Raw genomic sequence first — 12,599 nt, 5'->3', positions numbered from 1 at the left:
TATGTGGAGGTGATCCCTACTAAGCCATTTGTCTTTAAAGACCGTACAGGTTTTCTCCACGTATGTGGAGGTGATCCCTACTAAGCCATTTGTCTTTAAAGACCGTACAGGTTTTCTCCACGTATGTGGAGGTGATCCTCAAATACTTAGATAATTCGTACTTCACTCGTGGTTTTCTCCACGTATGTGGAGGTGATCCTATAACTTGTGGCAGAGTACTGAAACAGTGCCATTTTTCTCCACGTATGTGGAGGTGATCCTATAATAAATAATCAAACATAGTAAAGACAAGAGTTTTCTCCACGTATGTGGAGGTGATCCTACCCAGATTTAGATGCAGCAGGCAACTTAAAAGTTTTCTCCACGTATGTGGAGGTGATCCTACGACTAAGCGGTCGGTTAATACTCCATTGTGGTTTTCTCCACGTATGTGGAGGTGATCCTATAATCAGTTTGCTTACCACCAGTCGCTGCGCGTTTTCTCCACGTATGTGGAGGTGATCCTATGTAAAGGGAATCTGTTATCAGTTGTACTGAGTTTTCTCCACGTATGTGGAGGTGATCCTGATAGAAGACAAAAACAACAGTCCACCTTTTAGTTTTCTCCACGTATGTGGAGGTGATCCTATCGTTGAGTGTCTTTACTTGATTAGCACTTGGTTTTCTCCACGTATGTGGAGGTGATCCTAGATGAACACTTATGACTTTATTACATTAGATGGTTTTCTCCACGTATGTGGAGGTGATCCTATCTTAGTTGTACGCATTTGTTGCAGCAGCTAGTTTTCTCCACGTATGTGGAGGTGATCCTAGAAGTAAGGCGTTAGACCTTAAAAATTTAGAGTTTTCTCCACGTATGTGGAGGTGATCCTCAAGCCATCCCTTAGTTGAAAAGTCTGAATAGGTTTTCTCCACGTATGTGGAGGTGATCCTGATATCACTAATCGTCTCATTGTAATTGTTATGTTTTCTCCACGTATGTGGAGGTGATCCTAAATAATGTTTATTCATTAGCAAATTGGTAAGGTTTTCTCCACGTATGTGGAGGTGATCCTAATGTAGATGATAATCAACAAGATTAAAACAGGTTTTCTCCACGTATGTGGAGGTGATCCTTGCTACCTTTGCATTAGCTGTAAAAGACGTTAGTTTTCTCCACGTATGTGGAGGTGATCCTGAGCCATGCTTTGAAATGGCGATAAGTGTAGCGTTTTCTCCACGTATGTGGAGGTGATTCCTTATATATTGGAGCGATTAAAAGGATTACAAGCCAATTATAAAGAGGCTAAGGGTACTATGTATAAGGTTGCGAGATTAGCTGGTTGAAGATTTATTAGAAAAAAGCTGAATGTCACACTCTACGCGTTACTCACACTCATCGGAAGTATTGACAGTGATATTAGCAATTGCCAACAAGTTTTTTGGAGCCTCAACTTAGTGCCATGACTACTTACTCCAAGGCTCTCACAGCTGTAATTAAAGATTTAAGCGAGGATTAAGTATATAAAAATAGGGCTTATAGCCCTATTGAAATTATTGAATTGATAATTCTTTTTTAAGAGCATTAGACATAACTTCACTGAAATTAATGCCCTTCTCTTTACCCAATTCATTTAAATAATTTGGAATTGTAATTGTTTTCTTAATCACTCTATTATCATTTTTACGTTTATATTCTGAAATGTTTACCGTTACCAGAGTTGCAATTTCATCTTTACCAGTTTTCGGAATCACAGTATTTGATTTTGGTAATTCCGATTCTAATGAATATGTTCCGATATAATCTTGAGCCATTTCGATAGCATCAGCAATATCTTTACCTTCAGTCATTCCATCCAAATCAGGAATGTTTACTAAATAAGGATAATCTGTGCTTTCCTCATCTTTGCTTATGATTATTGGGAATACAACAATCTTGTCTAAATCTTTCCTCATGTTTTGTCCTTCCTCCTAAAGATTAAAAAGAGAAGTTGGTATGACAAAAGCAGGCTCGTGGTCTGAGCCTTGCTTTCATCATTTTAAGTTGAGTTTTTTTAATGAACTGTTCTTTATAAAGACGGTCGCTAATTTTTGGGTGACGTGGTAGTTGTGTTTTACGTTTGCCATTGGTCCAAATATCGTGTTTAGAACCGTGTCTTAAAAAGTACTAGCCATTATCTTTAAGTTTTGTCTCAACTTCATGGCGTTTAACCAACTTCTCACTTCCTCACTTCACTAATTATAATACACGTGTTTAATACGTGTGCAAATAAGGAACGGAATTTATTTTTAAAAGGGTGCGAAAAATGCAAAGGAGGGAGGTATGGCTAGAAAAAATGAAGAAAAAGAAAAGATGCTGAAAATTAAAAAGCAAATTGCTTTCTGGACAGTGCTTGGTGCTTGGTCGATTCCAGCTCTTCCAAATGCACAGCCAATCCACGAAATTGTTCAGCATCTTCTTCATAAATAGTACAAAGGCGAGAGGTATACAGTCCCTTGCTCTTTGCCATAACTATTTTATCATGTTTATTTTTAAAGATAAAAGATTCGCCAAGTATGTTAAATAGCAAGTTTTCTCCACGTATGTGGAGATTTTATTTTGGCTAAAAATAAAAAATAAGGATTGTCTTCGATTTTGTATCGGAAGCAATCCTTATTCTTTGTATGCGTAGCAAATTTTTAAGTCTGATTATAATTCATTATTCACTTCAATTATCTTATCTAGTTATTCTTTTCAGTTCCAAACAGATCTACTGCTTGATAAATGAGACAGATAAACTAAACGCAATAACCTATCAAATATCGTCCTTTTAAAACTATTGGGGTATATCCAATGGAATAGTAAAAATAAAATATCCAATATTCGTGATCAAATTATACATTTTTAATGAGAATCATAAGTAACCAAGCAGATTCCAAATGGATATACCATTCAAAAAGGTGTGATTCACAACTAATTCACATATATTGTAACATACAAACATGATGATTTGTATAGTACAATTTTACTTTTCTCAAAATTAATTTGTTTTATTTAATTGGGTACGTTGCTTATCAATTTCTGATTGCTGAATATATTGATCAGTAGCAGAAATTCCCGTATGTCCAAGTTGAGTAGCAACAACCATGACGTCCTTACTTTCATCATATAATTCAGTACCAAGAGAGTGCCGCAGTTTGTGAGGCGTGGTTCTATTTCCATCTGGGAAAGCTTCAGAATATTTAGAAACGAATCTTTCAACAGTGTTTGAAGCAATTCTTTTAGCCTTACCAGCATATTTGGTGAGAAATAGGGCCTGTTCACTTTTTTCTGGTTCGTATCGTTGATTACGAATGTTCAAATAAGCGTTAATATAAGGCATCGCCCAGTCAGCAATCAATGGAGCGTCTTTTTTGTTACCCTTACGAATAACTAAAATACTGCGTTCACGTAAATTTAAATCCTTTAGATTTAAACGGACTAATTCCGAAACACGAATTCCTGATCCAAGTAAAAGTGCGATGATTGCAATGTCTCGTTCTTTGTTAAATACGAAAGATGACCGAGCACGGTTGCTTAAGGTGTTTTCATATTCAGATGAAAGAAATTTGATCCAATCATGCTTTTTCTCTCCAGTATAGAGCATAGGTGAAAACTTAGCATTTCTGTATGAGATAGATTCCTTCGTACCTTTAACTAGAGGAACTTTTAGCATTACATTTCGATAGAAATAAGGTTCGCCGTCATTTAAATCTGCAGTAACGGTGAGGTAGTGGAAGAGGGAGCGAAGTGCGTTAATTGTTCTATTAATTGTCTTCTTACTATCTCTTGTAGATTGCTTATTTTGCTTGAAACTGAGTTCTTTAAGAAAAGATTGAATTTGAGCTGCCTTTAAATTTTCTAAAGTTGATAATTTAATATCCTTATTAGATTCGGCGTTGCTGATAGCGCCTTTTTCCGGATGCTCAATATCAGCAGGAGCTTGACGCAACCAGTCAAAAAAGCGACGATATTCTGTTAAATATTGGTAAATAGTTGTTACAGCTAAGTTGGGCTGTTGTGTGTAATAGAACACATATATAGGAAGATTTTGTAACTCTTTATCAATTAATCGTGAATATTGATTAGCATCCATTTTTTTATCTCCATGAGCATTTGTATAATACACATTCTATTATAGCGAACGGGTGATCGAAAGTAAATGTAAAATATTTTTTATTACTGTTGTTACTAAATCAAAAATGAAAAATACTCTTTAAAAAAGAGTAACAGAAAATCCTATTTATAGGAAGAAAACTACAAATTTAACTAAAGAAATTGTATACTAATGTAAAATAATTTTCGATGAGAACATAAGCTACAGAGTGTTTAATTAGAATAGAAAGAGATGGGAAAGATGAAATACGTAGTCAACTATATATTTCTTAGAAGAAAAACTCACGGTAGATATCATTTTTGGATTTATCCTAAGATGTACGCATCAATTATTAATGAAGATCAGTATAAAAAGTTGAAAAACGAAGAAGCCCTTGCGTGTTTAACAAAGGTTAAAGAGAAACAAAAGCCAATGAAGCAGATAGCTTTCATTGTAAACATTAGACCTGCAAGCAAGGGTGACCTTGAAAAATTTAAGGATTTAGATTTAGTGGGACCGATTAAGCCAGATGAAGATCAAAAGGCTACTTTAAAACATTTCAAGAAAGTTAAGTTTGGCATTGATGAATAATAGAAAAAAGAGGATAAATCAGTAGAGAGGTTTATCATCTCATCCTATGTTATTGAAATGGCTCTGCTTCGGCGAAGTCGTTTTTTGCTCTGAGGATTCTAATAAAAAGCCTTTTACTTGTTTATAAGAAAAAATAAATCGAAGATTCTCTATTTTATTGCTTATAATTAATCAGAAATAACTGAATTTAAGCGGCTATCATTGATAATGATATGCCGTTTTTATTTTGCATTGAAATGTGAACAATATCAGTATTAAATTCAGCATATCAATTTAGCCAATGTGATTTTTAGCCAATGTGATTTGATTAAATTTTCGAACAAACGATCTAATTGCTATAAATTTGGAAAGTCGATAAAAAAGATAAATTTTCCAGTTTGATGTGTCCTTAGAGTTATTACTCAATTTTTGGTAAATTTTCAAGTTACTAAACAGATACATATCTAATTTTTAATTCCAATGGGTGGTCTATCTTTATGTGTTTAAAATTACTGTTTTAATCAAACATGTTAATAAGAATAAAAGGGAGAGGTTTGATTTTATAATTTATGCAGTAAAGTAATTAATTAAATTCAAAGCAAAATAAAAATTAGATTCAGCAATGTGTTGCAGAATTAACTCAGGGATCACCGACGAATTTAAATACTAATAAATATTCATCAATTTAATTTAAACTAAGAGCTTAAATTTCAAAATTTTCAATAATTGAATAATTGAATCTGTTGATTTAGCTTAAATATATTTTATCTATAAATGTATATTTAATATGTATTAGATATGAATATCTTAAATCAGACACTTAGCTTAAATAGAATATTGAATATTAATAGTAAAAAATGGATAAATGCTAATCAATGCAATCAAATGATCATTTTGGTTTATAAAACTTAAACTAAACAGGGATTTTAATAGCATAAAATTTATTATGTAAAATACATATTTATAAACTATAAATTTATATCATTCTCTATTTTCATATAAAGATATTTAAAGCCAGTACTAACTATTTTTCTAGATTTTCCTAATTATGAAGAGAAAATTCAAAAGTCCTAAATAAAATATTGCAAGGCCAAATATTGCCAGTTTGCTGATTTTTCATTTGTAAAAAGTCTAATTGGTTAAACGTAATTCCCCTGTTCTATCCCACTGCTACAGTGTTTTGTATAATACAAATATGATTTAAGTAATCACTTTAATCAAACATGTGTTTATAAAAACAACTTTTCCATCTTTGTTATAGATAAAAAACCATTATTTGTAGTTGTTACAAGTAATGGTTCTTTTTGTATATCTAATAAAAATTAAATATATAAATAGTTATTTGTTTACACTTTGTGAATCTACTCATCTTTCGTTAATTTCCCTTTATTAAAGCTTTGGGGCCTTTTTATTATTTGACTATATCATTAAAATCTATTATTTTACTGTAGCATCATTGCTTTTGCTATGCCGATTGCAGTTAGTCTTACTTCTCTGACAAATGGTTTGATAGTCAAAACCGCAAGCATCGAAAGATTAAGCATCACAAACCTTAAATTGAATTAGGTTTCTGATTTAGATAATAAAAACCGTTACTCATTTTTGGCATTAGAGTAGCGGTTTTTTCATGTACTTATGTGAATCCGTGAACTCACATTTATCGTACCCTCAGTATGATAACTTTTATATTTTTGTGCAATTAATAGTTTCGACAAAAGGCAACTTGTATAATACAAAGCTGAAAATGACTATCAAATAAGTTTATGAGTCTCAACTATATAGTCTTAAAAATACAAATTCTAGTATTTAGATAATAGAAAATATAGACTATATTCTCTATTTATAAATAACACCATTAAATAATATTTGTTATTATATTTGAAATTGTCTTTTAGACTATTCCCTTTTTTATTATTTTGCAGTTTATCATGGATCTTTTTTGATTTTAATACTCTTTAAAGTTACAAAATAATCTTATTTTTTTGATTGATAACGTAAATGAATAGTAACTATATTATTTTATAACTATCGTTATGTAAGATGCTTAATACCTTTATGGATAGCGAATTATTAGCGATTCTTTAAAAAACAAATCATAACAATAGTTATGCCAAAAAATATAAAATTATTTTATAAAACAAACTAGTTATTTAATATTGAATCAGCCCCTGTTTCTGGCTGATGCTTGAAAATCCTAGTTATATTATGATTTTGAAAGGTTATTTAATAACTATACGTGTAGACTTTATGCTGAAACCTGCTAATATAATATTTGAAGAGACAAAGAGACCTAAATAGTTCCGAAGAATTACCTACTTCTGAGGATCTAAAAAAACATAGCATATTGTATAGTTCATAAAGATTATTTGGACATGTTGAATGGGGAATTAAATTTATGAAGACTAATAAAAAAATTGTTACACTTTTTGGTGCTACTATTGCATTAACTTTTTGCGGTGTTTCCGCAGTTACTGAAGCTACACCTACTACTTCAGTTCAAACTGTTGAAGCTGCAACATTAACAATTCCAAAGAGTAAGGGCTATACAAGTTCAAGAGTTTTAAAAGCTAACACAGGTAAGTTGAGTAAATCAAATAAGAAGAAGCTTGTTGAAGGTTCAATCGCTGGTATGAAGGAAAACGATTGGATTGATACAGATAGTTCAGACATCGCTAGAAAAGTAGACGTGACTAACTTAAGTGAAAGTGACAAGGTTATGCTTACCCACTTCACCTTAGACTTGATTAATCAAGCACGTAGACAAATGGGAAAGAAAGCTTGGACCTACAAGAAAGGTGCTTTAAAGTTTGCTGACCGTACTGCTCAACAATACTACAACAATAACCGTTCAGTTTGGGACGCAGATCACTACGTTGCTGGTATTGAACGCGCTGCTAAACAATCAGGACTTAACTATAAAGCTGGTCAAGTTTATGAAGATGAATCTGGATTACCTATTACAACTGAATTTAACGGACATACACGTTCAATTGCTGCTTTGAAGAACCAAATTTACTTCAATGTTAAACAAATGTTATTTGGTGGTTTTTCAAGCGTTGGTTCTGGTGATCCTAAGAAGCAATATGATAATGCAAGTAGATATGTAGAATGGGAACACGCTGGTGACCTTTTAGGCTTACGTTCAGCTCAAGGTTACGATGCTAAGACTAAGTACTTTGGTGTTTCATTCTCAGGCTTAAAGAATGACTCAAGCAAAATCTCAGTTCACATGATGGGTGTTGCAAAGCGTTACATCTTAAACTACAAGAAGTTTAACAAATAATATCTTTACCTACCTACTCACTTGTCCTAATCTAAATAAAAGAATTTTGTAATCACATAATTCTTTTATCAAACTTAAAAAATAGAGCTCAATGAGAGCTCTATTTTTTTGCCTTAATTTAAATATTTTTGGTCGATTGATTTATTGATGATACTTCTAACTTTTGGAGAATCATCATATTTCTTTATTATATCTAGAAATTCTTTTCCATTCGTTTGTTTTAAATAGTATGTTTGATAGTAATCACGCAGTGCTTTGAAGAATTTTTTCTCTCCCATTGCTACCATTAATTCAGCATAAAACAGCTTTGCTTTTTGATAGGCAACGGAACTTTCATCTTCTCCTTTTGGCATTTGATTTAAAGGATAATTAATAATTGATTTATGTTTATTCCTGATTTGTTTATTAATTAACGTGTAAAAATTTTGTTTTAATTTGCTAACTGGATAGTATTTTGTATGTAGAATATCCAAAGCAGTTAATTTAGCCTTAGTTTTATGTAAGTCAAAGACATATTCCTCTAGAAATTCTGACATACCTTCGTCAAGCCAAGGTTCGGTATATTCATCTGTTCCAACAGATGAGTAAAACCATTGATGAGCTACCTCGTGGCTTACATCTTCAAGTAGCTCACTATAATCAAGAGCAGAAGCCTTCTTTTTACTCATAAAGCTATTTCCTGCAATCATAATTAAGCCAGGATATTCCATTCCGCCAGTATCTTCTTCAAATGGATATTCGGTAATATTTAATTCAGTGTATGGATATTTGCCTAACTTCTTGCTAAATAGATTTAAACTATCTATTGCAGTTTGCTTAACTAATTTATTGTATTTAGAAGAATCCTTTCCGGGGAGAAAATAATTGTTAATCTTTACACCGTTAGTATAAGTATGGCTAACTTTAAACTTATTGGAAGCAACAATCGCAAAATCTCTGACATTATTTGCATCGGCAATGGTTTTCCCATTTGTAGTGGTACTATTACCAGTAGTAGCTACCTTATATGATTTGGGTGCTTGGAAATTCACATGATAGTTTGAAACGGCAGAATTTCTACTTTCTCCCTCGTCATTATATGGATGATAGATCCACTTATCATTTCGATAGTCACTTAAATAAGGAAAGCAGAATGAAAGATTATAAACTTTCCCACTATTTACTACTTGATAGCCGAATCGATCTTTTCTTTTTGGAATATCTGTTTTTAAGGTCAGAGTGACTGTTTTACTCTCACCTGGTTTTAACTCTTCTGGAAAAGTAATAAAAATATCACTTTCGTCATTACCGAAATAGTAATCCAAGGTCTTCCCGTTAGAAGAAATCTTTAAAATCTTTGTTGATATACTCCGATTTATATGCTTTATATGTTCACGATCATATTTGAGTACCCCGGCAGCAATATTGCGTACAAGAATTTCATTAGTATTTGATTTGCTGTTATTAGTGACCTTAATAGTTACTTCCTCATTAAGAAGGTTCTTTTTAGTGTCTAAATTTATGTTCATTTCATAATTATCTGCCTTGATTTCAGGATCAGATGCTGCTGAAGTGTTTTGTGTACTGAGAAAGATAGTAGAAGAAATTAATAATGCTCCAGCTACTATCAATGAATGTTTATGTTTAATCATAAGCTTCCTATCTTAAACTATTTCTTATCTGTGCTTAGTTTACAAAATATATTAGAAGGATTCAATTTTTATTGCAAAGTAACAAAGAATTAAAAGATAGGTATTGATGGATATTTGAATTATGTTGAAACAACTATTAATCGGAAATTTATCTTTTAATTTTTGACATTTCACTACTTAAGTATTTTTCATTAGTTTTCTACATTGACTATAAAAAATTATTTAGGTATTGTTTATTTAAAAGTAGTAAATATAAATCTATTAGTGAAAAGGATGATTGAGTGAAAAATAATAATCTTTCATTTAAAAAAATAATTTTAATCGCGTCCCTATTTTTCGGAATGTTATTTGGCGCAGGAAACTTAATTTTTCCAGTACATCTAGGGCAATTATCTGGAAGTAATTGGATGGTTGCCGGTGCCGGCTTTTTATCTTCTGCGGTAATATTACCATTATTGACACTTTTTGCATTAAGCATTAGTCGATCTAGCGGGATTTATGAATTAGCTAAACCGACAGGTGCAATTTTTGCTTCAATTTTTCTAATTTTGATCCATATAACAATTGGACCGTTCGCTGCAACGCCCAGAACAGCGACGGTGCCTTATGAAATTGGTTTTGCACCGCATTTACCTGCAAATATGTATAAAACTGGGTTATTAATTTATACAGCTATTTTTTTCATAATTGTGTTTTTATTATCAGTTACTGAAGCTAAGGTTACAGATTTAATTGGTAAGGTGCTAAATCCAATATTTATCGTTTTATTGCTTGTTATTTTCTTATTGGCATTCATTCATCCTTTAGGTAATTCACAAACTGCAGAGGTAACGAGAGCTTACCAGTCTACTGGTTTTACCAATGGCTTCCTTCAAGGCTATAACACTATGGATGCGCTAGCTTCACTAATCTTTGGTATCACAGTTATCATGGCTATTAAAGAATTGGGAGTTACTAAACAAAAAGATGTTTCAGTGACCCTTGCTAAAAGTGGGATTTTGGGAATGATTGCAATTGGAATCATCTATGTTTGCTTAATTTGGCTTGGTGCAACAAGTTTACATCAATTTAAAATGGCTACAAATGGTGGAACTACTTTGGCCCAAATTTCATACTACTATATGGGTGTTTTTGGAAATGTTCTATTGGCAACATTAACAACTATCACTTGTATCACTACAGCCATGGGATTGGTAATTGCATTTGCACAAGATTTTCACGAACGTTTTCCAAAAGTATCTTATAAGACATTTTTATCCATCAATTGTTTAATCTCTTTTGCTTTTGCAAATTTAGGTTTAGACAAAATCATTATTTGGTCAACACCAGTTTTAATGTTCCTATACCCGATTGCAATTAGTTTAATTCTTTTAGGAATACTCTCCCCTATTTTTAAGAATGATAAAATTGTTTATAAAGTTACCTGTTACTTAACTTTAATTCCAGCAATCTTTGATTTAATGAATGCTCTTCCACCTGTTTTAAGAGATACTGAGTTGGTACAAATTTTAATTAAATTTGCTGAAAAGTTTTTCCCACTATTTAGTATTGGATTTAGTTGGACCTTATTTAGTTTAACTGGTCTTGTGATTGGATTGTTAATTCATTTTCTTAAACGGAATAATAAAATTATATCCTAATATAAATTACGTCTGGCATTTGTTAGGCGTTTTTCTTTAACTTTTCTTAAAACATCTGATCATACGGTTCAATTATAATTATGTATGGATTATTTATAGAAAGTTGAGAGAATATGACTTACAAAAAATCTTTCACCCCATGGTGGATCTTTATAGTTTGTTGTTTCATTTCGATGATTGGTTTTGGTTTACTTGTTAATACAATTGGTTTATTTTTCGGACCAATTAGTAATGAGTTCCATGTTGGCCGTGCAAGTGTTGCCTTGATGACAACATTTCAAAATATGGCGGCTGCGATTACATTACTATTCGCAGGAAAAATAATGGAAAAAGTGAACTTAAGATGGTTATTAACGGGCTGCTTTATATTGATTGCAGTAAGTATGTTAAGTTTATCCGTTGCTAATAATTTGGTTCACTTCTACATCGCATGGATTATTATTGGTATCTGTCAGCCAATCGCAATTACCTTATCAATTCCTGTTTTACTAAGTAAATGGTTTAATGAAAAGTTAGGTACAGTAATGGGGGTTTCTCTAGGTCTTTCAGCATTTGGTGGTACAATTTTTAATCCAATTGTCGCTGAAATTATTAACCAAACTGGCTGGAGAGGTGGCTTCATTGGAGAGGCCATTTTAATCGGTTTGATCTTAGTTCCTTTAGCTATTTCTATTAAACCCGAACCTGATGAAAAGCATCCAGCATTTGGAAAGCCTAAAGATAAACAATCTGATCAAGTGCTCACGGGTTTAACACTTAAGAATGCTTTGAAAATGCCAGTTTTCTATGCATTGGCTATTTCAATGTTGGCACTTCAATTTGTATCAGGTAGTGTTCAACATATTTCGGGTCACATTACGAATATTGGAATTCCGGCAATTATTGCAGCTACAGTAGTATCAGGGGTAATGATAGGAGCTGCTATTGGAAAGATTTCAATTGGATATATGCTTGATCGCTTTAATTCCAGATTAGTATTATTTATTTATTCAGTTTTAGGCGTTCTTGGTTGGACAGGTATGGTAGTTTTAAGAAATAGTACCTTATTAATTGGTTCAGCCTTTCTTTTAGGATTAGGACAAGGAGTTTGCTTAGTTGCCCTACCATACTTAATTCGACAAGAATTTGGTGAACGGGATTACAGTAATATCCTTTCAGTAATTAATATGCTTGGTGCATTTGCAATGTCAGCTTCAGTTTATTTGGTTGGTTCATTCTTTGATCAAACAGGCTCATATAACTGGGGTTGGATTATCAATGCATGTGCTTATGTTCTAAGCTTTGTAGTAATGATGTTAACTTTGAAAAGAAACCAACGATCTGAATAAACGCAAAAAGCTAGCCACTTATCACAATGATAAGTTTGGCTAGCTTTTTTAAT

Annotated in this window: 8 protein-coding genes and 1 CRISPR repeat array; of the genes, 5 read left to right on the top strand and 3 right to left on the bottom strand. The window is 32.3% G+C overall.

Translation table 11 applies throughout. The features are described from left to right. Nucleotides 1-49: 49 nt before the first annotated feature. Nucleotides 50-1,238: direct repeats of the CRISPR family, unit length 29 nt; unit sequence GTTTTCTCCACGTATGTGGAGGTGATCCT. Between the two features lie 295 nt (nucleotides 1,239-1,533). Continuing rightward, complete coding sequence (locus NFR82_RS05490; RefSeq protein WP_251717286.1) at nucleotides 1,534-1,935, bottom strand: type II toxin-antitoxin system HicB family antitoxin; 402 nt, start codon at nucleotides 1,933-1,935, stop codon at nucleotides 1,534-1,536. A gap of 367 nt (nucleotides 1,936-2,302) precedes the next feature. Here NFR82_RS05490 and NFR82_RS05485 point away from each other — a divergent pair, with 367 nt between their 5' ends. Then, the gene (locus NFR82_RS05485) at nucleotides 2,303-2,449 is read left to right on the top strand and encodes a hypothetical protein (protein ID WP_251717285.1); all 147 of its coding nucleotides are present in this window, start codon (nucleotides 2,303-2,305) and stop codon (nucleotides 2,447-2,449) included. A 550-nt stretch (nucleotides 2,450-2,999) separates the two neighbouring features. On the opposite strand, the gene xerS is transcribed toward NFR82_RS05485, so the two are convergent. Next, entirely contained in the window at nucleotides 3,000-4,094 is a 1,095-nt protein-coding gene (xerS, locus tag NFR82_RS05480) for a tyrosine recombinase XerS (protein ID WP_251717284.1), read from the bottom strand. 261 nt (nucleotides 4,095-4,355) lie between these two features. On the opposite strand from xerS, the gene NFR82_RS05475 reads away from it, so the two are divergent. Continuing rightward, nucleotides 4,356-4,685: a hypothetical protein gene (locus NFR82_RS05475; protein ID WP_251717283.1), complete on the top strand. Its 330-nt coding sequence runs from the start codon at nucleotides 4,356-4,358 to the stop codon at nucleotides 4,683-4,685. A 2,374-nt stretch (nucleotides 4,686-7,059) separates the two neighbouring features. Next, nucleotides 7,060-7,947 (top strand): SEC10/PgrA surface exclusion domain-containing protein, encoded by an 888-nt coding sequence (locus NFR82_RS05470; protein WP_251717282.1) that lies wholly within the window; start codon nucleotides 7,060-7,062, stop codon nucleotides 7,945-7,947. Nucleotides 7,948-8,060: 113 nt separating this feature from the next. On the opposite strand, the gene NFR82_RS05465 is transcribed toward NFR82_RS05470, so the two are convergent. Continuing rightward, nucleotides 8,061-9,578, bottom strand: a complete 1,518-nt coding sequence (locus tag NFR82_RS05465) for a M1 family metallopeptidase (protein WP_251717281.1) — start codon at nucleotides 9,576-9,578, stop codon at nucleotides 8,061-8,063. A 281-nt stretch (nucleotides 9,579-9,859) separates the two neighbouring features. On the opposite strand from NFR82_RS05465, the gene brnQ reads away from it, so the two are divergent. Continuing rightward, entirely contained in the window at nucleotides 9,860-11,218 is a 1,359-nt protein-coding gene (brnQ, locus tag NFR82_RS05460; RefSeq protein ID WP_277612421.1) for a branched-chain amino acid transport system II carrier protein, read from the top strand. 113 nt (nucleotides 11,219-11,331) lie between these two features. Beyond that, a complete protein-coding gene (locus tag NFR82_RS05455) occupies nucleotides 11,332-12,546 on the top strand; it encodes an MFS transporter (protein ID WP_251717280.1) in 1,215 nt (404 codons plus the stop codon). Nucleotides 12,547-12,599: the final 53 nt, after the last annotated feature.

The organism is Lactobacillus agrestimuris (assembly GCF_943193025.1).
Taxonomy (GTDB): Bacteria; Bacillota; Bacilli; order Lactobacillales; family Lactobacillaceae; genus Lactobacillus; species Lactobacillus agrestimuris.
The sequence above is the reverse complement of the archived record's forward strand: the minus strand, read 5'-3'. Positions and strand labels throughout refer to the sequence as shown.

What these genes read in the sequence shown, in the direction of transcription:
- NFR82_RS05490 (WP_251717286.1), bottom strand. Translation starts at nt 1,935, where the DNA reads ATGAGGAAAGATTTAGACAAGATTGTTGTATTCCCAATAATCATAAGC.
- NFR82_RS05485 (WP_251717285.1), top strand. Translation starts at nt 2,303, where the DNA reads ATGGCTAGAAAAAATGAAGAAAAAGAAAAGATGCTGAAAATTAAAAAG.
- xerS (WP_251717284.1), bottom strand. Translation starts at nt 4,094, where the DNA reads ATGGATGCTAATCAATATTCACGATTAATTGATAAAGAGTTACAAAAT.
- NFR82_RS05475 (WP_251717283.1), top strand. Translation starts at nt 4,356, where the DNA reads ATGAAATACGTAGTCAACTATATATTTCTTAGAAGAAAAACTCACGGT.
- NFR82_RS05470 (WP_251717282.1), top strand. Translation starts at nt 7,060, where the DNA reads ATGAAGACTAATAAAAAAATTGTTACACTTTTTGGTGCTACTATTGCA.
- NFR82_RS05465 (WP_251717281.1), bottom strand. Translation starts at nt 9,578, where the DNA reads ATGATTAAACATAAACATTCATTGATAGTAGCTGGAGCATTATTAATT.
- NFR82_RS05455 (WP_251717280.1), top strand. Translation starts at nt 11,332, where the DNA reads ATGACTTACAAAAAATCTTTCACCCCATGGTGGATCTTTATAGTTTGT.